This is a genomic window from Flavonifractor sp. An10 (genome assembly GCF_002161215.1).
Lineage (GTDB): Bacteria > Bacillota > Clostridia > Oscillospirales > Oscillospiraceae > Flavonifractor > Flavonifractor avistercoris.
Window position 1 is genome coordinate 47,821 of record NZ_NFMB01000012.1, and the last position, 22,909, is coordinate 70,729.

The window sequence follows — 22,909 nt, forward strand, 5'->3', positions numbered from 1 at the left end:
CATATTTTTCTCCTGTATGCTATAATCTTTTCAGCTGTTCTAACTTTCTTTTTTGAAAATGGGTGATTTTCTTTGGTCGAGATCTTTCTCATCGCCGTCAGCCTGGCCCTGGACGCCTTCGCGGTGTCCGTGTCCAGCGGCATCTCCATCCCCGGCTTCGGGGTGAAACAGGCCGCCAGGATGGGCCTGTGGTTCGGCGCGTTCCAGTTCATGATGCCGGTGGCCGGCTGGCTGCTGGGCAGCAGCGTCAGCCAGTACATAGAGACGGTGGATCACTGGGTGGCCTTCGGCCTGCTGGCCGTCATCGGCGGCCGGATGGCCTGGGGCTCCCTCCGGGGCGGGGAGGAGGACGAGGCCCCCGCGGATCTCTCCGCCAGGCGGCTGTGCCTGCTGGCCATCGCCACCAGCATCGACGCCCTGGCCGTGGGAGTGTCCATGGCCTTCATGAACGTGCCCGTGCTGGCCTCCGCCGTGGTCATCGGCGTGGTGGCCTTCGCGCTGTCCCTGGTGGGCGGCCTGGTGGGCAAGCGGCTGGGCAGCCTGTTCCAGCGGCGGGCCGAGCTGGTGGGCGGCCTGGTGCTCATCGCCATCGGCGTGAAGATCCTGATTGAGCACCTGAGCGGAGGTTAGGCCGTGGACATCTGGGAGAAGCTGCGCCTGGAGCCGGAGCGCCACCGGGTGGTGGCCCTGGTGGGGGCGGGGGGCAAGACCTCCACCCTCTTCGCCCTGGCCCGGGAGGCCCGGGCCGCCGGCCTGACGGCCATTGTCACCACCACCACCCACATCAGGCCCCACCCCCGCCTGCCCCTGACGGGGGAGACGGACGGGGAGAAGCTCCGCGCCCTGGTGGACGCACACGGGGTGGTGCTGTGCGGCCGGCGGGAGCCCACGGGCAAGCTGACCCTGGCCGCGGCGGTGGAGACCTGCCGCCGGGCGGCGGACGTGGTGCTGGTGGAGGCCGACGGGGCCAAGATGCTGCCCCTGAAGGCCCCGGCGGGACACGAGCCGGCCATCCCCCCCTGCGCCGACGCGGTGGTGGCGGTGGCGGGCCTGGACGGGGTGGGACAGGCCGTGGAGGCCGCCTGCCACCGGCCGGAGCGGGTGCGGGCCCTGCTGGGCGCGGGGGAGGGGCATCTCCTCACCCCGGCGGATGTGGCCGCCCTGCTGGCCCACCCCCAGGGGGGGCGCAAGGGGGTGGCGGAGGGCATGGCCTTCCGCTGCCTGCTGAACAAGGCGGACACGCCTGCGCGGCTGCAGTACGCCCGGGAGGCGGCGGCCCTGCTGGCCGCCCGGGGGATTGAGAGCGCCATTCACAGCTATACCGAGGAGGAGCGTGGCGGGTTATGCTGGTTTTGATCAAAGGGGCCGGGGATCTGGCCACGGGCACGGCGGTGCGGCTGCGCCGGGCGGGCCTTGACCTGGTGATGACCGAGGTGGAGCGGCCCACCGCCGTGCGGCGGACGGTGGCCTTCTCCCAGTGCATGTACGACGGGACGGCTGCCGTGGAGGGGCTCACCGCCCGGCGGGCGTCCGGAAAGGCGGAGGCCCTGGCCGCCATGGCGCGGGGGGAGATCCCCGTGCTCTGCGACCCGGGGGCGGAAATTCGGAAGGAGCTGCCCTTTGACGGGGTGGTGGACGCCATCCTGGCCAAGAGAAACCTGGGCACCGCCATCACCGACGCCCCCATCGTCCTGGCCCTGGGGCCGGGCTTCACCGCCGGGGTGGACTGCCACGGGGTGGTGGAGACCAAGCGGGGCCACGATCTGGGCCGCCTGATCCTGGAGGGCTCCGCCATCCCCAACACTGGCGTGCCCGGCGACATCGGCGGCTACACCGAGGAGCGGATCATCCGCGCCCCGGCGGACGGCATGTTTGAGCCCCTGGCCGCCATCGGCGACCGGGTGGAGGAGGGCGCGCCGGTGGCCCGGGTGGCCGGGTCGGTGGTGTGCGCCCGGCTCACCGGCGTGGTGCGGGGGATGCTCCCCGCCGGACTGGCCGTCAAACAGGGCATGAAGGCGGGGGACATCGACCCCCGGTGCGAGGTGCGCCACTGCTTCACCGTCTCCGACAAGGCCCGGGCCATCGGCGGCGGCGTGCTGGAGGGCCTGCTGTATTTTGGAAAGGAGAAGGGGTTATGGAGCGTCTGATCCTCTGCGGCGGGGGCCACGTGTCCCTGGAGCTGGCCCACATCGCCGGCCGGCTGGAGTTTGAGCTGATCGTCATCGACGACCGGCCGGAGTTTGCCAACCCGGAGCGGTTCCCCATGGCCCGGCGGGTGATCTGCGCCCCCTTCCTGGAGGCCCTGGCGGAGCTGGGCAGCCGGGAGGACGACTACTACTGCCTGCTCACCCGGGGCCACGTCCACGACCGGGACTGCCTGGAGCATGTGCTGAGAGGCCGGTACGCCTACATCGGGATGATCGGCAGCCGGGCCAAGGTGGCGGCGGTGAAGGACTCCCTGGCGGCGGCCGGGTTCGCCCGGGAGGCGCTGGACGGGGTGTGCGCCCCCATCGGCCTGCCCATCGGGGGGCAGACCCCGGCGGAGATCGCCCTGTCCATCGCCGCCCAGCTGGTGCAGGTGCGCTCCCGCCGGGGCCCGGCGGCCGTCCCCCCGCCGGAGGGGGAGCCCGGCGTGCTGTGCACCATTACCGCCAAGCACGGCTCCACCCCCCGGGGCGTGGGCACCTGGATGCTGGTGCGGCCCGACGGCTCCGTCCTGGGCACCATCGGCGGCGGCGCGGTGGAGTTCCAGGCCGTCCAGGAGGCCAAAGCCCTGTGGGCGCAGGGCGGCGGCGTTAAAATGACCCGGCACTACGACCTCTCCCCCGACGCCGCCAGCCTGGGCATGGTCTGCGGCGGCAGCATGGACGTGGAGTTTATCGTCCGCAGACCGTAGGGGCGGATACCATCCGCCCGCTTTCCCACGCAACCGCTGGCTCCGTGGGCGCGGCGGCCCGGCGCGCCGTGCGTAGGGCCGCCATACATGGCGGCCGCTCAGTGGAGGCCCGGCCTCCGGCGAGCGCCTACGCGGCGGGCGCCCCGCTTTTGATGGCAAAAGCGGGGGAAAACCAGCAGGGCGGGGAATTTCGATTTCCACGGGTTAAGGTGGCTACGCCTGGATTGCTTTTGGGCTAAAACGTGCCACCGGCACGTTTCTTAACGCCCAAACGCCCTGCACCCACCCCTTGAAACGACCAAGAAGGGGGAATTGCGATTCCCCCTTCTTGGAACTTCCCCCGAACTGTTCTACAGGCAGCTGACCGGCGGCGAAGGCTTACTTCGTAACGCCTCCGCCGCTCGGAGCGGGCGACCACAGGTCGCCCCTACGGGTCATGGCAGGCATCCCGCCCACCGGCGGGCAAAAAAGCAGGCGCCCCGCGATTGGGGCGCCTTTTTTTGTCATGCGGATATGGGGGTTACTCGCCCACCACGGCGGCGCAGCGGGGGCACAGCTCGGGGTGGTGTCCCTCGGTGCCGATGTGCTCGTTGTGGTTCCAGCAGCGGGGGCACTTGGGGGCCTCGGACAGCTTGACGGCGATGGTGCAGGGCACCAGGCAGTCCTCCATCTTCTCGCCCTCCACGGGCCCGGTGGTGACGGTGACCTTGGAAACGATGCACAGGGTGGCCAGATCCACGCCCTCCAGGAAAGCCGCGTCGGCGGCGGAGACGGACAGGGTGATGTCGGTGTCCTGGGCCTTCTTGAACACGCCGGCATTGCGGGCGTTCTCCAGGGCCTTGTTCACCGCGTCGCGGAGGGAGACCAGCTTGTCCCAGCGCTCCTGTCCGGCGGCGTCCAGGGCCAGCTTCTCCTCATAGCCGGGCATGTCGTTGAGCAGCACGCTCTCGGCGTCCACGCCCTTGGCGTGCTTCATGGCGTGCCAGATCTCGTCGGAGGTGAAGGCCAGTATGGGGGCGATGAGCCGGGTCATGCCGTCCAGGATGGTGTACAGGGCGGTCTGGGCGGAGCGGCGGCCGGCGTCGTCGCCGCAGTACAGCCGATCCTTGATGATGTCCAGGTAGAAGTTGGACATGTCCACCACGCAGAAGTTGTACACGGCCCGGTAGACGCCGTGGAACTCGTAGCGGTCGTACGCCTCCCGGCAGGCCTTCACCAGGTTGTTGTAAGAGGCCAGGGCGAACCTGTCCAGCTCCTCCAGCTTGTCATAGGCCACCGCGTGGGTGTCGGGGTCGAAGTCGCACAGGTTGCCCAGCATGTAGCGGGCGGTGTTGCGGATTTTCAGGTAGGCCTGGCTCAGCTGCTTCATGATGTCCTTGGAGATGCGCATGTCCTGGGTGTAGTCGGCGGAGGCCACCCACAGGCGGAGCATGTCGGCGCCGTACTCCCTGATGACCTCGTCGGGGGAGACGGCGTTGCCCAGGGACTTGTGCATGGCCTTGCCCTCGCCGTCCACAGTCCAGCCGTGGGTGGCGATCTGGTGATAGGGGGCCACGCCGTTGACGGCGATGGAGGTGAGCATGGAGGACTGGAACCAGCCGCGGTACTGGTCGCCGCCCTCCAGATAGAGGTCGGCGGGGTACTTCAGATAGGGGCGCTCCGCGGCCACGGCGGCCCAGGTGGAGCCGGAGTCGAACCACACGTCCATGATGTCGGTCTCTTTGGAGAAGTGGGCCTTGCCGCACTTGGGGCACACGAAGCCCTCGGGCAGCAGGTCGCGGGGCTCCTTGTCAAACCAGATGTTGGAGCCGTGCTCCCGGAAGAGCCGGGCCACGTTGGCGATGGTCTCGGGGGTGACGATGTCCGCCCCGCAGTCGTCGCAGTAAAAGATGGGGATGGGCACGCCCCACACCCGCTGGCGGGAGATGCACCAGTCGGAGCGCTCGGTGATCATGGAGATCATGCGCTCCTTGCCCCACTCGGGCTTCCACTGGATGGCGTCGCAGGACTTCACCGCGGCGTCCTTGATAGCGTCCACGGAGCAGAACCACTGCTCGGTGGCCCGGTAGATGATGGGGTTCTTGCAGCGCCAGCAGTGGGGGTAGGAGTGGGTGATGTTCTCCTTGGCCACCAGGAAGCCCTCTCGCTCCAGATCCTCCACCACCATGTCGTTGCCCTTGGCGTAGAACTGGCCGTTGTAGCGCTCGTCGGTCATGACGCCCTTGGCGTTCACCGGCACGGGCACGCCGATGTGGGTCAGGCCCGCCTTGTCGTACTGCCGGCAGATGGCGAAGTCCTCGGCGCCGAAGCCGGGGGCGGTGTGGACGCAGCCGGAGCCGGCGTCCAGGGTCACGTGCTCGCCATTGAGGATCACGCTCTCCCGGTCAAAGAGGGGGTGCTTGGCACTCATCAGCTCAAACTCGCTGCCCTTGAGGGTGGCCAGCACGGTGCAGGCGGCATAGTCGATGTGGGCGGCCTTGCACACGCTCTCGGCCAGATCCTTGGCCAGGATATACACGTCCCCGCCGGGCACCTGGAGGAGCACGTAGTCAAACTCGGCGTTGAGGCAGATGGCGTAGTTGCCGGGAATCGTCCAGGGGGTGGTCGTCCAGATCACGAAGTAGGTGCGGCTCAGATCGGTAAGGCCCCCCAGCTTGCCCTTGTCGTCCAGCACGGGGAACTTGACGAAGATGGTGGTGCAGGGGTCGTCGGCGTACTCAATCTCCGCCTCGGCCAGGGCGGTCTGGTCGGCGGGGCACCAGTACACCGGCTTCATGCCCTTGTAGATAAGGCCCTTCTCCGCCATCTTGCCGAAGACCTCAATCTGCCTGGCCTCAAACTCGGGCAGCAGGGTGATGTAGGGGTTCTCCCACTCGCCCAGCACCCCCAGGCGCTGGAACTGCCCGGTCATCTTGGCGATATAGCCCTCGGCGTACTCCCGGCACTTGGTGCGGAACTGGGCGGTGGTCATCTCGTCCCGCTTGACCTTCTTGTCCTTCAGCACGGCGGACTCGATGGGCAGGCCGTGGGTGTCCCAGCCGGGTACATAGGGGGCGCAGTGGCCGGTCATGTTCTTGTGCTTGACGATCATGTCCTTGAGGATCTTGTTCAGGGCGGTGCCGATGTGGATGTTGCCGTTGGCGTAGGGGGGGCCGTCGTGGAGGACAAACTTGGGCTTGCCCTCGTTGCGTGCCACCATCTTGTGGTACAGATCGTGGTCGTACATGGCCTGGAGCATGTCCGGCTCCCGCTTGGGCAGGCCGGCCCGCATGGGGAAGTCGGTCTGGGGCAGATGGACGGTCTGGTTGTAATCCATGGGTGGTTCTCCTTTGTAAATTGATAATGAATAATTGAAAATGGAGAATGGGCGGTTAGGCGGCGGGGTTCGGGCCGACACACAGGTCGGCCCCTACGAGAGGCCGCCCGGGCAAACAAAAAGCGCCCCTGCCTCACAAAGAGACAAAGGCGCAAACCTCTGCGGTACCACTCTCATTGCCGCGGACGTGCCGCGGCCCCTCGACGGCCGGTAACGGGGCCAGGCGTCCGCACCTACTGGGCAAAGAGGCCGTTGGGGCGGCGGCTCGGAGGTGATCTTCCCGGCCCGCCCTGTCCGCCTTGCACCAAAAACGGCGGCTCTCTGCACAGGGTTGGGGGCGGTACTCGTCCTCGTCACAGCGTTTGGCTGGATAAAATCACTCGGAGGCGCGGTTTTCCGCGTCTCCGAGTATCTTACCTGTAATTCCGCCTTCTGTCAAGAGGCTTTACCGGATTTCGTAGTCCTTTCCGAACTGGAGGTGGTCGAAGTCGATGCGGCGGGTGGGCTCGGTGGGCTCCTCGGCCTCCTCCTCCCCGCCGTGGGAGCGGCTCAGCTCCAGCAGCTCGGCGTACAGGCCGCCCTCCTTCTCCGGGGCGGGGCCGCCCAGATCCACCGTGTCCTCCCGCTGGCCGGCCTCGGCCTCCGCGCTCTCCTCGGCCACCAGCTTCTCCACGTTGTGGGAGATGTCCTCCACCGCGGTATCCACCGGATCCGCCGCAGGGGCGGGCTGGGCGGCGGCGGTGAGCTTGGACAGGCCGTTGAGATAGTCCATCTCGTGCTGGTACAGCTCCTTGAGCTTGGACACGTAGGCCGCCGTGGCGTTCTGGGCCGCGGTGAGGCGCAGCTGCTCGTCCCGCAGGCCCTGCTGCAGCTCCGCCATGCGGGCCTTGGCCTGGGCCTCCGCGTCCTTGAGCATCTCCGCCTTCTTGCTCTCCGCCTGGGCCACCATCTCGTCGGCCATCTTCTGGGCCGTCAGCAGGGCCTTGCGCATGGCGTCCTCGGTGGAGCGGTACTCCTCCACCTTGTCCACCAGCACCTTCATCTTGGCCTTGAGGGTGGCGTTCTCCTTGTAGAGGGTGGTGTAGTCCGCCGTCAGCACGTCCAGGAACTCGTCCACCATCGCCATGTTATAGCCCCCGAAGGACGCCTTGGCAAAGGCGTGCTCCGATACTTCCTGCGGTGTCAGCATACTCAAACCTCCGGTTTAATTGATAATTGACAATGGATAATGGATAATTAGGCGGTGGACGATACCGTGCAGCACAGGATCGTTCCCCCGGCAGTTGCCAATATCCACTTGCCAATCACAATTTTCAAGTCAATTGACCATTGACAATGGATCCTCGATAACCGGGATGGGACCGAGCCCATATGGCGGGTATCGTCTCCCTCCCAATTATCAATTTCCCATTCTCAATTATCAATTGCTCAAAAGTACAGCCCGTTGTTCTCCAGCTCGTCGATCAGATCCCCGAGAATGTCCACGTTGTAGGGCGTGATGATGTAAGTAGAAATGGCCACCTTCTTGATCTTGCCCTCGTTGGCGTAGGCCACGCCGGACAGGAAGTCCAGCAGGCGGCGGGCGATGTCCTTGTTGGTGGACTCCAGGTTGAGCACCACGGTGCGCTTCTCCCGCAGGTGGTCGGCAATCTCGCTGGCGTTCTCAAACCGCTCGGGCTTGACCAGCACCACCTGCAGCTGGGTGGTGGTGTGGATGTTGACCACCTTGTTGCTGCGCCGCTCGTTCTCCACGGGGTAGAGGGTGCCGGTATTCTCCTGGCTGCTCTTGGCGGCGCGGCGCTCCAGCCGCTCGCCGCCGGTGCGGTCCATCCGCTCGCTGCGGGAGACGGGCTCGTAGTCGTCAAACTCCTCCTCGTCCTCCTCGTCCTCATAGGGGCGGGCCAGGCGCTTGATCTCGTCCAAAAATCCCATGTCGGTAAACCTCCCGATGTGATTCCTATCCCTTGTGCATGGGGGGACGGGGGCCGAACAGGGCGGTGCCCACCCGCACCAGGGTGGCCCCTTCACGGACAGCGTTCTCATAGTCGCCGCTCATGCCCATGGAGAGGCAGGTAAAGCTAGTCTTATTATCATCCATCTGACTTCTTATGTCAACAAAAAGCTGACGCATTTTTGCAAAAAACGGGCGGTTTCCGTCGGGGCCGGCCACCGGAGGGATGGTCATGAGGCCCCGCAGGCGCACATGGGGGCAGGCGGCGGCCTGTTTCACCAGGGCGGGCAGCTCCTCCGGGGCGATGCCGCTCTTGGACTCCTCCCCGCCGATGTTCACCTCCAGCAGGATGTCCTGTACCAGATCCAGCTTGGCGGCCTGGGCCTCGATGGCATCCAGCAGGTGGGCCGAGCCCACCGACTCAATGAGCTCCACCCGGCCCACCACCTGCCTGACCTTGTTGGTCTGCAGGTGGCCGATGAAGTGGAGGGCCGCCCCGTCGTAGGCGTTATCCGCCAGGTGGGCGGTCATCTCCTGCACCCGGTTTTCGCCGCAGATGGTGACGCCGGCGGCGATGGCCTGGCGGATGGTGTCCGAGGTCTGCACCTTGGTGGCGGCCACCAGGGCGATCTCGGACGGGTCGCGGCCGGCCTCCCGGGCGGCGGCGGCAATGTTTGCGTTGACTTTGGCAATATTCTCTGCAAGGGACATGTGAATAACCTCCCATATTAAGAATCCAGAATCACGGCTCCGTCTGTGAGCTCCACCGAGGAGAGGATGATCTGATCTCCGGCCCGCAGGGCCTCGCTGTCGGACACCCCGTCGGCGGGCACCACCAGGGCGAATTCCTCCATCTGCTCCACCACGGTGACGGGCTTGAACTCCGCCTGCTGGCCCACCAGCACGAACACGCCGGTGGTGAGCACCTGGCTCTCCTCCTCCGTCTCCGGGTCGGTGACGGTCTGCTCCACCACCCGGATGGACTCGGTGGGAACCCGGATGCCCTCCCGGCTGTCAAAGACCAGCTCCACCGTCTGCCGGCGCAGCAGGGTGGTCTCGGACAGGTAGCGGTCGGTGGACAGCACCACGGCGCACTGCCCGTCCTCCTCCGGCTCCCCCACCCGCTCCACCGTCATGTCCACCTCGCCCGACCAGTCCCGGGAGAAGCGGACGGTGACGCTGCTCCCCTGGTGCAGGCGCTGGGCCTCCTCGCTGCCGGCGGCAAAGACGAAGTACCAGGTGGCGTCGGTGATCAGCTTGCCCACGGCGCCGGAGTCGGCGGCGGGCTGCTGCCGGGCGAGCTGGGTGAGCTCCGCGGCGGTGATGGTCTCCAGCTTGTCCGGTGTGAGCTGGCTCTCAAAGCCGTCGGTCTGGCCGGAGAACACCCCCGACTGGCCGGCGGTGACCGCGGTGGTGTCCTGGGCGGCCTGGGCGGTGAGGGCGGAGATCTGGGCCTCCACCTCGTCCAGGGATGCCTGGATGGCGGCGGAGGCGTCCCCCTCCCCCTCCCCTTCGCTGAAGGTGTACTCCCGCTTGTAGACCAGGCTCTTCAGCTTCTGGGCCTCCTCCTCCAGCCGGGTGAGATCCCCGGCGGCCACCGAGGCGTGGAGATCGGCGATGGCGTCCAGCACCTGCTGGCTCAGCTGGGAGGCGTCGCCGCCGGTCTGGGCCCGCTCCAGGGCGTACTCCAGCTGCTCCCGCTCCAGGGTCAGGCTCTCCAGCTCCTGCCGCCGCTCCAGGCCCTCCCCGCTCTGGTAGAGCAGGGCCACCGTCTCCCCGCGGGCCACCTTCTCCCCCTCCTCGGGCAGCAGCTCCACCGTGCCGCCGCCGCCGGAGAGGACGGTCTCCTCCCGCACCAGGAAGCCGGTGGCCTCCAGGCTGTCGTCCACGGTGTAGGCGTAGGACATCACAAAGGCGTACGGATCCCGGAAGCTGCGCCAGGCGGAGGCGGCCAGATAGACCACCACCGCCGCCAGCAGCACCAGCATCATGATTCGGTTGATCAGCTTCCCTTGCTTCATGGGCGCTCCTCAGTCCGCCGCCGCCTCCGCCTCCAGGGAGATGGCCCGCTCGGGCACGATGGTGGAGATGGCGTGCTTGTAGATGACCTGCTGCTTGTCCCCCGTCATAAGTACCACCACGAAGGCGTCGTATCCCGTGATCTGGCCCCGCAGCTGATAGCCGTTCATCAGAAACACGGTGACAGCGGCGCGGGTTCTCCGGGCCCGGAGCAGGAACAGGTCTTGCAGGTTGTTGGTCTTTTGCATGTGGATGCACTCCTTCTTTCTGTAAGATGCATCCAATATATACCAATTATCAGGCGAATGGTGTCGCTTTTTGTTTGGAAACCGGGCTGAAATGCCCCCGGCGGTCAGGCCCGGGCCGGCCGGTGTCCGGCCCCTACGCCCTCCCGAACCGCTTCTCCAGCTGCTGGCGGGTCAGCTCTATCGCCACCGGCCTGCCATGGGGACAGTATTTGCTCCCCGGCGGTCAGGCCCGCCGGGGGCCCCAAATATTTTTGCATCCTCGGCCGGAGTGAATCCGGCCTGCGGCAAGGTTTTGCTCCGCAAAACGCTTGGACGCGCCAAAGGCGCGATGCGCGGTCAAATGCGGTCAGGCCCGCCGGGGCCCCAAATATTTCTGCATCCTCGGGGCAAATGAATTGCCCCTGCGGCAAGGTTTTGCTCCGCAAAACGCTTGGACGCGCCAAAGGCGCGATGCGCGGTCAAATTATGCTCTCCCGAACCGCTTCTCCAGCTGCTGCCGGGTCAATTCTATCGCCACCGGCCTGCCGTGGGGACAGTATTTGACCGCGCCGGACATGACGGCCTCGGCCACCTTGTACAGCTCGCCGGGGCTGTTCTTCTGTCCGCCCTTGATGGCCGCCTTGCAGGCCATGGTGTGGAGCAGGGCGTCCCGGGCGGCGTCCGGATCGGCGGAGCCGCCGGTGAGCAGCTTTCCCGCCAGCTCCCCCAGCACGTCGGGGATCTCCCCGGCGGCCACGTCGCTGGGGGCGGCCCGGACGATCAGCGTCCCGCCGCCGAAGTCCTCCGCCTCAAAGCCGAACCGCTCCAGCAGGGGCAGCTGGGCCAGCAGCGCCGCCCCCTCCTCCGCCGGCGGGGTGAACACCACCGGCTCCAGCAGGGCCTGCACCATGGGCTGGTAGCCCTCGGCCTTCAGGCGGTCGAAGTTGAGCCGCTCGTGGGCGGCGTGCTTGTCGATGAAGAGCACCTTGTCCCCCTGCTCCACGATGATGTAGGTGTTCAGCACCTCCCCCGCCATGCGCCAAGGCTCGGGCTCGGCGGCGGGTTCCGGCTCAGGGGCGGGGGCGGGCACGCTCCCCTCGTCCGGGGCCGCGCTTTGGGCCGGGGCGGCCCCTGCCGGGGAATCGGGTGCATCCTCCTGCTGTAGGGGCCGGACATCTGGCCGGCCCGCCGCCGGGGGCGCCGGTTTCGCCGGGGGCGCGGTGAAGTCGCGGAGGGGCAGGGCCTCCTGAACGGGGGAACGGCGCGCCGGGGTCGTCGCGCCCCACGCCGGGCCGCCGAGGGCGGCGGCCCCGGACGGGGAATCGGCCGCGTCCTCCCGCTGCAGGGGCCGGACACCCGGCCGGCCCGCCGCTTCGGCCGCCGGTTTCGCCGGGGGCGCGGTGAAATCGCGAAGGGGCAGGGCCTCCTGGACGGGGGAACGGCGCGCCGGGGTCGTCGCGCCCCACGCCGGGCCGCCGCCCTCCGCAGACAGGGTTGACACAGGGCGCGCCGGGGCCGGTTTCCCGTCGTCCAGGGTGAGGGCGGGCCGGGTGTGATCCCCCTCCAGGGTGGACTTGACGGCGTAGTACACCGCGTCAAAGACCTTCTTGTCGCTGCCGAACTTGACCTCCTGCTTGGTGGGGTGGACGTTCACGTCCACGGCGTTGAGCTTGGTCTGCAAATGGAGCACGCAGCCGGGGAACCTGCCCACCATCTTCTGGTTGGCGTAGGCCTCCTCCAGGGCGGCCATCATGGTGCGGCTCTTGACGTAGCGGCCGTTGACAAAGAAGTGCTGGTACCCTCTCGTGCCCCGGCAGCAGGTGGGCAGGGTGACAAAGCCGGTGACCGCCATGTCCTCGCCGGAGCCCTTCACCGCCTTGTACCCCAGGGCCATGTCCCGGCCCAGCACGGCGTAGAGGGCGGACTGGAGCTGCCCGTCGCCGGGGGTGAGCAGCTCCTGCTTCCCGTCCCGGAGGAACTTGACGCTCACCTCCGGGTGGGACAGGGCCACCCGCTGCACCATGGCGAAGCAGGCCGCCCCCTCGGCGGCGTCCTTCTTCATGAATTTCAGCCGGGCGGGGGTGTTGTAGAACAGATCCCGCACCACCAGGGTGGTGCCCCGGGGGCAGCCGGCCTCCTCCCGGCTCACCACCGTGCCCCCCTCCAGGGACAGGGCGGCGCCCAGCTCCTCCTCCGCCGTGCGGGTGAGCAGCTCGATGCGGGACACGGCGGAGATGGCCGCCAGGGCCTCCCCCCGGAAGCCCAGGGTGCCGATGGCCTCCAGATCGTACTCGGTGCTCAGCTTGCTGGTGGCGTGGCGGAGGAAGGCGGTGGGGGCCTCGTCATAGGCGATGCCGCAGCCGTTGTCGGTGACCCGGATCAGGCTCATGCCGCCGTGCTGGATCTCCACCGTCAGGGTGTCCGCCCCGGCGTCGATGGCGTTCTCCATGAGCTCCTTCACCACCGACGCGGGGCGCTCCACCACCTCGCCGGCGGCGATCAGATCCGCCACATGGGGGTCAAGTTGTTGGATGTGGGGCATAGAAGTACCTGCTTTCTAAAATAGGAAAATGGGCGGTAGGATAGGGCAAACGCCGGGCTTCCCCCTCAGGGGGGAAGCTGTCAGCCGTTAGGCTGACTGATGAGGGGGCGGTGGTTGCCAGACGCAGTTCCCCTCATCCGACACGGCGTTGCCGTGCCACCTTCCCCCCACCGGGCGGAAGGCTTTGGGTACCCTACGCCACCGCGAAGAACAGGGTGAAGGCGTTGATGACGGCGTGGAGGGCGATGGGGCTCCAGATGGAGCCGCCGTTGTCGTAGCACCAGGTGAGGGCCAGGGACATGGGCAGATACTGGACAAACAGCAGCAGGTAGCGGAAGTCCACCTGGCCGTAGGTAAAGACAAACTGCCACACGCAGTAGACGGCGTACACCAGGGTGGAGAGCACATAGCCCAGGGCCCGGCTGTACCGCCGGCTGGAGCCGAAGAGCAGGCCGCGGAACAGGGTCTCCTCCACCACGGGCATGAGCACCACCAGAATCACCACCGTGGCGGCGGGGGCCAGGGCGAACTGCTCCGGATAGCTGAGATTGTTGGGGTTTTCCACCGGCAGGGGGATGCGCATCACCAGGAAGTGGAGCACCCCGGCGGCAATCAGCCCGGTGACGAAGGCGAACAGGTTCTCCGGCAGCCAGTCCAGCAGCAGATGGAAGCCGTGCTTCAGGAACGTCCAGAACACCAGGAACACCAGCACGGCGGAGAGCAGGTAGTACACCACGTTGGCCTCCGCCACCGGCAGGGCCCCCTGAAAGGCCCGCTGCACCCACCCCATCACCCAGGGGAACACCAGCACGTACAGGGCAAAAAACACCCATCCCCGGCCCATCTCGGCCTTCGTCATCTGGGGACGCCAGGGGCGGCGCTGTCTGGTTGGCATGGTTTTCCTCTCTTTCTCTCGGGGACAGTTGGGAACGGGGGCCGCAGGGGGGGGCGGCGCGTCAGGGATGCCGCGCCCTACAAGGGCATTGTAGGGGCGGATATCGTCCGCCCGCCGCGGCTGTCACAGCATCTGCTTGAGCTCATACACCAAATTCATGGCCTCGATGGGGGTGAGGACGTTCACGTCCACCTGCCGCAGGCGGTCGGCCACCTGGGCGGCCCCCATGTCCAGCAGGGACACCTGCCCCTCCTCCGCCGCTCTGGCGGGGGCCGCGGGGGCTGGCGCGGGGGCGCCCCCCGCCTCCAGCTCGGAGAGGATCTTCCGGGCCCGTTTCAGCACCGGCTCGGGCACGCCGGCCAGCTGGGCCACCTCGATGCCGTAGCTCTGGTCGGCCCCGCCCCGGACGATCTTGCGCAGGAAGAGCACCGTGTCCCCCTTCTTCTTGGCGGCGATGTTGTAGTTCTTCACCCCGGGGATGAGCCCCTCCAGGGCGGTGAGCTCGTGGTAGTGGGTGGCGAACAGGGTCTTGGCCCCCAGCTTCTTCCGGTCGGCGCAGTACTCCAGCACCGAGCGGGCGATGGCCATGCCGTCGTAGGTGGAGGTGCCCCGGCCGATCTCGTCCAGGATCAGCAGGCTGTGGGCGGTGGCGTTTTTCAGCAGCTCGGCCACCTCGGTCATCTCCACCATGAAGGTGGACTGCCCGGCGGACAGGTCGTCGCTGGCGCCGATGCGGGTGAACACCCGATCCACCACCCCGATGCGGGCGGCTTTGGCGGGCACGAAGGAGCCCATCTGGGCCATGAGGACGATGAGGGCCACCTGCCGCATGTAGGTGGACTTGCCCGCCATGTTGGGGCCGGTGATGATGGCCACCGTGTCGTCCTCCAGATCCATGTGGGCGTCGTTGGGCACAAAGGGGGCGCCAGTGAGCATCTTCTCCACCACCGGGTGCCAGCCCTCGGTGATGTCGATGCGGTCGGACAGATCCACCTCCGGCCGGCAGTAGCGCCGCTCGGCCGCCACGGCAGCGAAGGAGCACAGCACGTCCACCTGGGCCACGGCGGCGGCGGAGCGCTGGATGCGCCCCACCTGGGCGGCAGCCGACTCCCGCAGCTCGCAGAAGAGCTGGAACTCCAGGGCGGTGAGGCGATCCTGGGAGGTGAGGATCTCGTGCTCCAGATCCTTCAATTCCTGGGTGATAAACCGCTCGCAGTTCACCAGGGTCTGCTTGCGGATGTAGTCCGCCGGCACCTGGTCGTAGTAGGACTTGGACACCTCGATGTAGTAGCCGAACACCTTGTTGAAGCCCACCTTCAGGCTCTTGATGCCGGTCTTCTCCTTCTCCCGGGCCTCGATGGCCAGCACCATGTCCTTCCCCCGAGTCTGGATGTCCCGGAGGCGGTCGACCTCGGCGTCGTAGCCCAGGCGGATGAAGCCCCCCTCCCGCACGGAGAAGGGCGGCTCGTCCACGATGGCCCGGCCGATCAGGTTCCGCAGCTCCTCCAGATCGTCCAGCTCCCCGGACAGGCTCTTCAGCAGGGCGGAGGGATAGGGGGCCAGCCGCTCCCGCAGCTGGGGCAGCTTCCCCAGCCCGGCACACAGGGACACCAGATCCCGCCCCCCGGCAGTGCCGTAGACGATGCGGCCGATGAGCCGCTCCAGATCGGTAATCTCCCGCAGGGTGTGGATGAGCTCCTCCCGGCCGATGGCGTCGTTGACCAGATCCTCCACCGCCCCCAGCCGGCGGGAGATTGCCGCCGGGGAGAGCAGGGGCCGCTCCATCCAGGCGCGGATAAGCCGGTGGCCCATGGCGGTGCGGGTCTTGTCCAGCACCCACAGCAGGCTCCCCTTCTTCTCCTTGGTGCGCAGGGTCTCGGTGAGCTCCAGGTTGCGCCGGGCGGTGAGATCCAGCTCCATGAACTGCCCGGAGGTGTACCAGCTCAGGGCGGCGATGTGGGACAGGTCGGTCTTCTGGGTCTCATAGAGATAGGCCAGCAGGCCCCCCACCGCCTGGACGGCGGCGTCGCAGGGCAGGGTCTCTGTCTGGCCGGGGAACTGCTTTTCCGCCGCCGTTTTCGCCGCGTCCAGCCGGAAGCGGCCCTCTCCCCCGTTTTCCACACGGCAGTTCAGCTTCTGGGTGAGAAACTCCACCAGGCCGGCGTCGCTGTACGCCCCGTCGGACAGCATGGCCTCCCGGGGGGCGTAGCGGCCCAGCTCGTTATACAGGTGCTCGTCGGTGTCGGGGCCGTCAAAGGCGGTGACGGCGCACTCGCCGGTGGAGATGTCGCAGAAGCACACGCCGGTGCCGGCGGAGTCCCGGTAGACGGCGCAGATGTAGTTGTTGCGCCCCTCCTCCAGCATGGAGGCGGTCATCACCGTGCCGGGGGTGACGATGCGGATGATGTCCCGATCCACCAGGCCCTTGGCGGTGGCCGGATCCTCCATCTGCTCGCAGATAGCCACCTTGTACCCCTTGGCGATCAGCCGGGCGATGTAGGCGTCGGCCGAGTGGTAGGGCACCCCGCACATGGGGGTGCGCTGATCCTCCGGCTTGCCCCTGTCCCGGCTGGTCAGGGTCAGCTCCAGCTCCCTGGACGCCAGCTTGGCGTCCTCGTTGAACATCTCGTAAAAATCACCCAGCCGGAAAAACAGAATGCAGTCCGGGTGCAGCTCCTTTATGCGGAGATATTGCTGCATCATGGGGGTGTTCACTGGCGGCATGGCTTCTCTCCTGTTCTGTCTCTATTGTGGTGAGGGTTCCTGATGGTGCGGGTATGTCAACTGCCAGACTCGTAGGGGCGGATATCATCCGCCCGTTTTCCCCGGAACCGCCGATCCGTGGGGCGCGACGACTCGGCGCGCCGTACGTCTGGCGGGATACAAAAATTGTCCCGAATCAATCCGTAGGGCCGCCATACATGGCGGCCGTCTGTAGGGCGCGGCATCCCTGACGCGCCGCTCGATTACCGGGGGCTCCCCCGGGGAACGCGCCTACGCGGCGGGCGCCCCCATTTCTTCCCGAAGAAATGGGGGGAAAGAAGGGCCGGGGGGCTTCGCCCACCCTGGCCCCCCAATACGGGGGCTCATGGCGGCGGTGGGCTGTACGGACAGGGCAAAAACCAACCACGCATTGCCGCAAGTTTTCCCGGCAGTTTTGTCATAGGCGCTGCCGCGCCTTGGGTGGCACGCATCGGGATTACCTTGCAGGCCCTGACAACGGTTGCGTTGTACCGGCCTGGCCCGCCGGGCCGCCGTCGGTGCCTTGCCCCCGAAAAACCGGGGCGCTTGCGGTGGCGTTCGAGCGGCGGAGGCGTTACGAAGTAAGCCTTCGCCGCCGGTAAGCTACCTGTAGAACAGCTCCGGGGGGTACATCCAATAGGGGGGAGCCGCAGCTCCCCCCTGATTGGTCGTTTCAAGGGGTGGGTGCAGGGAGGGGGAAATCGAAATCCCCCTCCCTGCCCTTTCTTTCCCCCCACTTTCTTTGGAAAGAAAGTGGGGCCGCCGGAGGCCGGGCCTCCTTTGGCCGGGCGACCACAGGTCGCCCCTACGGACGGCGCGCCGGGGTCGTCGCGCCCCACGGATTGGTGGTTCCGGGGAAAGCGGGCGGATGATATCCGCCCCTACGGGCTGTCTGTCCGGCCCACCAGGTAGTCGATGGACACGCCGAAGTAGTCGGCCATGCGGATGAGGGTGGAGACAGTGGCCTCCCGCTCGCCGTTTTCATAACGGTGATAGGTTCGGAGGTTAATGCCCACGGCGTCTGCGGCCACGGACTGGGAAACATGCTTTCCCTCCCGCAAGATTAAAAGACGTTCCGCAAAAGTTGCCATAAAAACTCCTTGACATTGACCGAACGGGCAATATATAATAAAAGCATAAATTGACCGTACGGTCAAATTTTTGGAGGGTTATACGATGCAGGATATCGTAGACTATCTCTTTGAATACGTCCAGGAGCACCGGCTGGCGTTCTACCTGAACGCCGACCCGGAGTATCAGAACGCGGGGCGGATGGCGGAGCGGGCGGCGGACTGGCTGGCGGCCAATCTTGGCCCGGAGGCCAGGGGCCAGCTGGAACGCCTGACGGACTGCAGTCTGGAGCAGGGAGATCTGACCGAGCGGACGCTGTTCCGCTGCGGCCTGTCTCTGGGGCTGGAGCTGGGGGCGTTAAGCCGGCTCCCCGGATAGAGACCACTTGTTGGCCCCGGTGATCTTCACGTCCACGAACTGCCCAATGAGGCGGTCGTCCCCGGTGAGGCGCACCAGCCGGTTGCCGGGGGTGCGGGCGGTCAGGCCCTTGTCGTCCTTCCCGTCCACCAGGCAGCGGACGGTCTTGCCGATGTAGGCCCTGTGCTTCTCCTCGGAGATCTGATCCTGCCGCTCCACCAGCCGCTGGAAGTGGGCGGCCTTCTCCGCCTTGGGGATGGGGTCGTCCATCTTGGCGGCGGGGGTGCCCTCCCGGGGGGAGAAGATGAAGGTGAACAGGGCGTCGAAGCGCACCTGGTCGATGAGGGTCATGGTCTGCTCGAAGTCCTCCGCCGTCTCGCCGGGGAAGCCCACGATCACGTCGGAGGTGATCACCACGTCGGGGATGGCCGCCCGCAGGCGGCGTACCTTGTCCAGGTAGCCCGCCCGGTCGTACACCCGGTTCATGGCCTTCAAAACCCGGTCACTGCCCGCCTGGAAGGGCAGGTGGAAGCAGGGGGCGATCTTGGGGGAGGAGGCCATGGTGTCGAACAGCTTCTGGGAGGCGTCCTTGGGGTGGCTGGTCATGAAGCGGAGCAGGAAGTCCCCCTCGATCTCAGAGGCGGCCTTCAGCAGATCCGCGAAGTCCATGGGCTCCTCCAGATCCTTGCCGTAGGAGTTGACGTTCTGGCCCAGGAGGGTGATGTCCCTGTACCCCTCGGCCACCAGGCCGCGGATCTCGTCCAGCACCACACCGGGCTCCCGGCTGCGCTCCCGCCCCCGGACGTAGGGCACGATGCAGTAGGTGCAGAAGTTGTTGCAGCCGTACATGATGGACACCCAGGCCTTCACCCCCTCCTGGCGCACCAGGGGGATGCCCTCGGCGATGGAGCCGGGCTCGTCGGCGATGTCGAAGATGCGCCCACGGCGGGTCACCAGGCGGTAGAGCAGCTCCGGGAACCGCCACAGGGCGTGGGGGCCGAAGACCAGATCCACCTGGCGGTAGCTCTCCTTGATCTTTTGGGCCATGTGGGGCTCCTGGGCCATGCAGCCGCAGACGCAGATGAGCTGCCCCGGCTTGGCCCGCTTGGTGTGCACCAGGGCGCCCACGTTGCCCAGCACCCGCATCTCCGCGTGCTCCCGGATGGCGCAGGTGTTGATGACGATCACGTCGGCCTCGGCCTCGCTGTCGGTGAAGTGGTAGCCCATCTCGCTGAGATAGCCCCGCAGCCGCTCCGAGTCGGCCTCGTTCTGCTGGCAGCCGTAGGTGTCCACGAAGGCCAGGGGGGGCGCGGGCCGGGCGGCGTTGCGCTCCAGAATTTTATGGCAGAAGTCCCGCTGGCGGGCGATCTCCTCGGGGGAAATCTTGGTGGTGGTTCGGTTCAAATCGTCTCCTCCAGTTTTGCAGGTTCAATCATTAAATTTTACCACTTTTCTTGTCGGAAAACAAGCGCCAACCCCCGCCAGGAGCGGGCGATTTTTCCTCTATCAAAAACAGCCGCGCGGTTGCCCGCGCGGCTGCCCTCTTTTTATTCCTCGTCCAGTTTGAGGACGGCCATGAAGGCTTCGGTGGGAATCTGCACCGTCCCCAGAGAGCGCATCTTCTTTTTGCCCTCTTTCTGCTTCTCCAGCAGCTTCTTCTTTCGGGTGATGTCGCCGCCGTAGCACTTGGCCAGCACGTCCTTGCGCATGGCCTTGACGGTCTCCCGGGCGATGATCTTGCCGCCGATGGCGGCCTGGACGGGCACCTCAAACAGCTGGCGGGGGATGTTCTCCTTCAGCTTCTCGCACAGCCTTCTGGCCCGGGGGTAGGCCTTGTCCTTGTGGGCGATGAAGGACAGGGCGTCCACCTGGTCGCCGTTGAGGAGGAGATCCACCTTCACCAGCTCGGAGGGCTCATACTTGTCCAGCTCGTAGTCCAGGGAGGCGTAGCCCTTGGTGCGGGCCTTGAGGGTGTCGAAGAAGTCGTAGATGATCTCCCCCAGGGGCATGGAGTAGTGCAGCTCCACCAGGTTGGTGTCCAGGTACTGCATGTCCTTGTACTCCCCCCGGCGCTCCTGGCACATGGGCATAATGTTGCCCACGTAGTCCGGCGGGGTGACGATGGACACCTTGGCGTAGGGCTCCTCCGCCATCTGGATCTCCGCCGGGTCGGGGTAGTTGTGGGGATTGTCCACCAGCACCACCGACCCGTCGGTCTTGGTGATGCGGTAGATCACCGAGGGCAGGGTGGTGATCAGATCCAGATCGAACTCCCGCTCCAGCCGCTCCTGGATGATCTCCATGTGGAGCATGCCCAGAAAGCCGCAGCGGAAGCCGAAGCCCAGGGCGGCGGAGGACTCGGGCTCAAAGGACAGGGAGGCGTCGTTGAGCTGGAGCTTCTCCAGCGCGTCCCGCAGATCGGGGTACTTGGAGCCGTCCTCGGTGTAGATGCCGCAGTACACCATGGCCCGGGCGGGGCGGTAGCCGGGCAGGGCCTCCGCCGCCGGGCGGTCGGCCCCGGTGACGGTGTCGCCCACCTGGGTGTCCTTCACGTTCTTGATGGAGGCGGTGAAGTAGCCCACCTCCCCGGCGATCAGCTCCTGGCAGGGCTCCATGCCCAGGGGGAGCAGGTGGCCGCACTCCAGCACCTGGTAAGAGGCGCCGGAGGCCATCATTTTCACCGTCATGCCGGTCTTGATCGTCCCCTCCATCACCCGGAAGTAGACGATCACCCCCCGGTAGGCGTCGTACTGGCTGTCGAAGATCAGGGCCTTCAGCGGCGCGGCCGGATCCCCCTTGGGGGCGGGCACGTTGGCCACAATGTCCTCCAGCACCGCGTCGATGTTCAGCCCCACCTTGGCGGAGATCTCGGGGGCGTCCTGGGCCGGAATGCCGATGATGTTCTCAATCTCGTCCTTCACCCGCTGGGGGTCGGCGGCGGGCAGGTCGATCTTGTTCACCACCGGCAGGATCTCCAGATCGTGCTCCATGGCCAGATAGGTGTTGGCCAGGGTCTGGGCCTCGATGCCCTGGGCCGCGTCCACCACCAGTACGGCGCCCTCGCAGGCCGCCAGGGAGCGGGATACCTCGTAGTTGAAGTCCACGTGGCCCGGCGTGTCGATCAGGTTGAGCTCATAGGTGGAGCCGTCGGCGGCGGGGTAGTTCAGCTTCACCGCCCGGGCCTTGATGGTGATGCCCCGCTCCTTCTCCAAGTCCATGTTGTCCAGCAGCTGGGACTCCATCTCCCGCTGGGATACGGCGTTGCACTTCTCAATCAGCCGGTCGGAAAGCGTGGACTTTCCGTGGTCAATGTGGGCGATAATGCTGAAATTGCGGATCTTGCTCTGGTCGGTCAAAAAAATACACCTCCGAAAGATGGGGAATGGTCAAGTAATATTGGGGTGTACCCCCAGGAGATCCCCGGCGGACAGGCGGCGGGGGCAAGCCCCCGCCCTACAGAACAGGGGAATGATAGGGGCCCCGGCAGGCGCACCGGCTCTCCGAGCCCTACGCATACCCGCGGCGACCGCCTTGGTATTTCAGGGGCATGGCACCGATGGCGGCCCGGCGGGCGCAGCCGGTACAGCGCAGCCGCTCTCAGGGCCTGCGGGGTAACCGCGATGCGTGCCGCCCGAGGCGCGGCGTCGTCGGCCCAAGCTACGGATCGTTCGCTTTCGGGCAGGCCCGAAAGCTCATTCCCTCCGCTGGGCCTCCTCTCCCCACCGAACCCGCTGCGCAGCCGTTGGCGGCTTTGCCGCCTTACGGATGCGGCGTGCCCCTTGCGGGTACTTCGCTGGGCTTCGGCGGGGCCCCAGTTACCGCAAGCGCCAGCCAATGGGGCAGGCGGCAATGCGCGGTCGGTTTACGCCCTGTCCGTACAGCCCACCGCCGCCGTGAGCCCCGGGTCCAGGGCCCGCAGGTCCTGGTGGTTTTCCCACCGCTTTTGACAGCAAAAGCGGTGCCCCGGCCGGGCAGGCCCGCGCCCGCGCAGGCGCGTCCCCCGGGGGATATCCCGATGGACATCGGGCGACCACAGGTCGCCCCTACAGGCGGTCAAAGTCTTACCCTGGCAAATCGCGGCAGATTACGGGCCTGGCGGTTGTCATACCGCCCCGCGGGCGGCGCGTCAGGGATGCCGCGCCCTACTTCTGGTTCTGGATCTCCATGCGGCGGTTGACCCGCTCGCCGGTGTTGTGGATGATCTGCAGCAGGGACTGGTACAGGCCGGGGTAGCTCTCCATGAGGGCGTCGTTGTGCATGGGGGGGAAGCTCCCCTTCTCCTTGGCGTGGGCGGCCAGGGCGTCCACATACTGGGCCTCGGTGCAGATCATGTCGGCGGTGGGCACGCCGGACATAAACTGCCGGGCGGGGACGGAGAAGAAGTCCTCGTTCTTGGTGCCGTCGGCCCGGTAGAGGTGGCGGAACATCTTGTAGATGGCGGTGCCCAGGTAGTCGGCGGCGGCGGTGATGGCCTCCTTTTTGCCGGTCTTGCCCAGCAGGTCGAAGAGCACGCCGATGGAGTTGACCAGCAGCTTCTTGTTCAGCGTGGCCATAATGGAGCCGTGGAGCACGTTGTCCTTCTCGGTGGAGTAGTCGTACAGCTCCCCGGCGGCGATGGTGGTGCCGTCCCGGGAGAGGGTGCGGCCCAGCAGGAAGTCGGCGGACACGTTGTAGTAGTTGCAGGCCTTGATGACAAAGGCCAGGCCCGGCTCGCGCACGCCGTTCTCATAGTGGGAGAGCAGCGCCTGGCTGATGCCCAGCTCCTTGGCGGCCGCGCGCTGGGAGATGCCCTTCTCCTGGCGGAGCAGGGAGAGGCAGCGGGAGAAATCGGAACTCATGAACACACCTCATTGCACAGTTGGTATCAAAACAGTAGGTATAGTATAAATTCAT

At 66.5% G+C, this 22,909-nt stretch carries 18 protein-coding genes and 1 other annotated feature; of the genes, 5 read left to right on the plus strand and 13 right to left on the minus strand.

Going from position 1 to position 22,909, the window contains the following annotated elements; translation table 11 throughout:
* Positions 1 to 72 precede the first annotated feature (72 nt).
* Genes B5E42_RS18000 through B5E42_RS18015 form a run of 4 tightly spaced genes read left to right on the plus strand, consistent with a single transcriptional unit; the run spans position 73 to position 2,896 of the window.
* On the plus strand, positions 73 to 630 hold the full coding sequence (locus B5E42_RS18000; RefSeq protein ID WP_087242194.1) for a manganese efflux pump MntP family protein: 558 nt from the start codon (positions 73 to 75) through the stop codon (positions 628 to 630).
* A 3-nt stretch (positions 631 to 633) separates the two neighbouring features.
* Positions 634 to 1,356, plus strand: a complete 723-nt coding sequence (gene yqeC / locus B5E42_RS18005; RefSeq protein ID WP_087242196.1) for a selenium cofactor biosynthesis protein YqeC — start codon at positions 634 to 636, stop codon at positions 1,354 to 1,356.
* Positions 1,344 to 2,147 (plus strand): selenium-dependent molybdenum cofactor biosynthesis protein YqeB, encoded by an 804-nt coding sequence (gene yqeB, locus B5E42_RS18010; RefSeq protein ID WP_087242198.1) that lies wholly within the window; start codon positions 1,344 to 1,346, stop codon positions 2,145 to 2,147. The genes yqeC and yqeB overlap by 13 nt, the downstream gene beginning before the upstream one ends.
* On the plus strand, positions 2,135 to 2,896 hold the full coding sequence (locus tag B5E42_RS18015) for an XdhC/CoxI family protein (protein ID WP_087242200.1): 762 nt from the start codon (positions 2,135 to 2,137) through the stop codon (positions 2,894 to 2,896). Before yqeB ends, B5E42_RS18015 begins: the two co-directional genes overlap by 13 nt.
* Positions 2,897 to 3,416: 520 nt before the next feature.
* Here B5E42_RS18015 and ileS read toward each other — a convergent pair.
* The 10 genes from ileS to B5E42_RS18065 all read right to left on the minus strand — a co-directional run bounded on the left by ileS (position 3,417) and on the right by B5E42_RS18065 (position 17,679).
* Positions 3,417 to 6,212: an isoleucine--tRNA ligase gene (gene ileS, locus B5E42_RS18020; RefSeq protein WP_087242202.1), complete on the minus strand. Its 2,796-nt coding sequence runs from the start codon at positions 6,210 to 6,212 to the stop codon at positions 3,417 to 3,419.
* Positions 6,213 to 6,348: 136 nt separating this feature from the next.
* Positions 6,349 to 6,578: a binding site (T-box leader), on the minus strand.
* A gap of 79 nt (positions 6,579 to 6,657) precedes the next feature.
* Entirely contained in the window at positions 6,658 to 7,401 is a 744-nt protein-coding gene (locus tag B5E42_RS18025; RefSeq protein WP_087242204.1) for a DivIVA domain-containing protein, read from the minus strand.
* 239 nt (positions 7,402 to 7,640) lie between these two features.
* Positions 7,641 to 8,144: a cell division protein SepF gene (locus tag B5E42_RS18030; protein WP_087242206.1), complete on the minus strand. Its 504-nt coding sequence runs from the start codon at positions 8,142 to 8,144 to the stop codon at positions 7,641 to 7,643.
* Between the two features lie 25 nt (positions 8,145 to 8,169).
* Positions 8,170 to 8,874, minus strand: a complete 705-nt coding sequence (locus B5E42_RS18035) for a YggS family pyridoxal phosphate-dependent enzyme (protein ID WP_087242208.1) — start codon at positions 8,872 to 8,874, stop codon at positions 8,170 to 8,172.
* A 17-nt stretch (positions 8,875 to 8,891) separates the two neighbouring features.
* Positions 8,892 to 10,184: an HlyD family efflux transporter periplasmic adaptor subunit gene (locus B5E42_RS18040; protein WP_087242210.1), complete on the minus strand. Its 1,293-nt coding sequence runs from the start codon at positions 10,182 to 10,184 to the stop codon at positions 8,892 to 8,894.
* Positions 10,185 to 10,193: 9 nt separating this feature from the next.
* Positions 10,194 to 10,430: an RNA chaperone Hfq gene (gene hfq / locus B5E42_RS18045; protein ID WP_087242212.1), complete on the minus strand. Its 237-nt coding sequence runs from the start codon at positions 10,428 to 10,430 to the stop codon at positions 10,194 to 10,196.
* A gap of 463 nt (positions 10,431 to 10,893) precedes the next feature.
* Positions 10,894 to 12,951, minus strand: coding sequence for a DNA mismatch repair endonuclease MutL (gene mutL, locus B5E42_RS18050; protein ID WP_087242214.1), 2,058 nt, complete (start codon positions 12,949 to 12,951; stop codon positions 10,894 to 10,896).
* A 193-nt stretch (positions 12,952 to 13,144) separates the two neighbouring features.
* Positions 13,145 to 13,846 (minus strand): type II CAAX endopeptidase family protein, encoded by a 702-nt coding sequence (locus tag B5E42_RS18055; protein WP_242967228.1) that lies wholly within the window; start codon positions 13,844 to 13,846, stop codon positions 13,145 to 13,147.
* Positions 13,847 to 13,969: 123 nt separating this feature from the next.
* Complete coding sequence (gene mutS / locus B5E42_RS18060) at positions 13,970 to 16,570, minus strand: DNA mismatch repair protein MutS (protein WP_087242218.1); 2,601 nt, start codon at positions 16,568 to 16,570, stop codon at positions 13,970 to 13,972.
* A gap of 899 nt (positions 16,571 to 17,469) precedes the next feature.
* Positions 17,470 to 17,679, minus strand: coding sequence for a helix-turn-helix transcriptional regulator (locus tag B5E42_RS18065; protein WP_087242220.1), 210 nt, complete (start codon positions 17,677 to 17,679; stop codon positions 17,470 to 17,472).
* Positions 17,680 to 17,764: 85 nt separating this feature from the next.
* Between B5E42_RS18065 and B5E42_RS18070 the strand changes: the two genes are divergently transcribed.
* On the plus strand, positions 17,765 to 18,037 hold the full coding sequence (locus B5E42_RS18070; protein WP_087242222.1) for a DUF6809 family protein: 273 nt from the start codon (positions 17,765 to 17,767) through the stop codon (positions 18,035 to 18,037).
* On the opposite strand, the gene miaB is transcribed toward B5E42_RS18070, so the two are convergent.
* The 3 genes from miaB to B5E42_RS18085 all read right to left on the minus strand — a co-directional run bounded on the left by miaB (position 18,017) and on the right by B5E42_RS18085 (position 22,854).
* Positions 18,017 to 19,420: a tRNA (N6-isopentenyl adenosine(37)-C2)-methylthiotransferase MiaB gene (miaB, locus tag B5E42_RS18075; RefSeq protein WP_087242224.1), complete on the minus strand. Its 1,404-nt coding sequence runs from the start codon at positions 19,418 to 19,420 to the stop codon at positions 18,017 to 18,019. The two genes, B5E42_RS18070 and miaB, sit on opposite strands and share 21 nt — an antisense overlap.
* A 143-nt stretch (positions 19,421 to 19,563) precedes the next feature.
* The gene (lepA, locus tag B5E42_RS18080; RefSeq protein WP_087242226.1) at positions 19,564 to 21,372 is read right to left on the minus strand and encodes a translation elongation factor 4; all 1,809 of its coding nucleotides are present in this window, start codon (positions 21,370 to 21,372) and stop codon (positions 19,564 to 19,566) included.
* Positions 21,373 to 22,158: 786 nt separating this feature from the next.
* The gene (locus B5E42_RS18085) at positions 22,159 to 22,854 is read right to left on the minus strand and encodes a helix-turn-helix transcriptional regulator (RefSeq protein ID WP_087242228.1); all 696 of its coding nucleotides are present in this window, start codon (positions 22,852 to 22,854) and stop codon (positions 22,159 to 22,161) included.
* Positions 22,855 to 22,909 lie beyond the last annotated feature (55 nt).

Coding starts and splice junctions, on each gene's coding strand:
- yqeB (WP_087242198.1), top strand. CDS start 1,344: ATGCTGGTTTTGATCAAAGGGGCCGGGGATCTGGCCACGGGCACGGCG.
- B5E42_RS18015 (WP_087242200.1), top strand. CDS start 2,135: ATGGAGCGTCTGATCCTCTGCGGCGGGGGCCACGTGTCCCTGGAGCTG.
- ileS (WP_087242202.1), bottom strand. CDS start 6,212: ATGGATTACAACCAGACCGTCCATCTGCCCCAGACCGACTTCCCCATG.
- B5E42_RS18025 (WP_087242204.1), bottom strand. CDS start 7,401: ATGCTGACACCGCAGGAAGTATCGGAGCACGCCTTTGCCAAGGCGTCC.
- B5E42_RS18030 (WP_087242206.1), bottom strand. CDS start 8,144: ATGGGATTTTTGGACGAGATCAAGCGCCTGGCCCGCCCCTATGAGGAC.
- B5E42_RS18035 (WP_087242208.1), bottom strand. CDS start 8,874: ATGTCCCTTGCAGAGAATATTGCCAAAGTCAACGCAAACATTGCCGCC.
- B5E42_RS18040 (WP_087242210.1), bottom strand. CDS start 10,184: ATGAAGCAAGGGAAGCTGATCAACCGAATCATGATGCTGGTGCTGCTG.
- hfq (WP_087242212.1), bottom strand. CDS start 10,430: ATGCAAAAGACCAACAACCTGCAAGACCTGTTCCTGCTCCGGGCCCGG.
- mutL (WP_087242214.1), bottom strand. CDS start 12,951: ATGCCCCACATCCAACAACTTGACCCCCATGTGGCGGATCTGATCGCC.
- B5E42_RS18055 (WP_242967228.1), bottom strand. CDS start 13,846: ATGCCAACCAGACAGCGCCGCCCCTGGCGTCCCCAGATGACGAAGGCC.
- mutS (WP_087242218.1), bottom strand. CDS start 16,570: ATGCCGCCAGTGAACACCCCCATGATGCAGCAATATCTCCGCATAAAG.
- B5E42_RS18065 (WP_087242220.1), bottom strand. CDS start 17,679: ATGGCAACTTTTGCGGAACGTCTTTTAATCTTGCGGGAGGGAAAGCAT.
- B5E42_RS18070 (WP_087242222.1), top strand. CDS start 17,765: ATGCAGGATATCGTAGACTATCTCTTTGAATACGTCCAGGAGCACCGG.
- B5E42_RS18085 (WP_087242228.1), bottom strand. CDS start 22,854: ATGAGTTCCGATTTCTCCCGCTGCCTCTCCCTGCTCCGCCAGGAGAAG.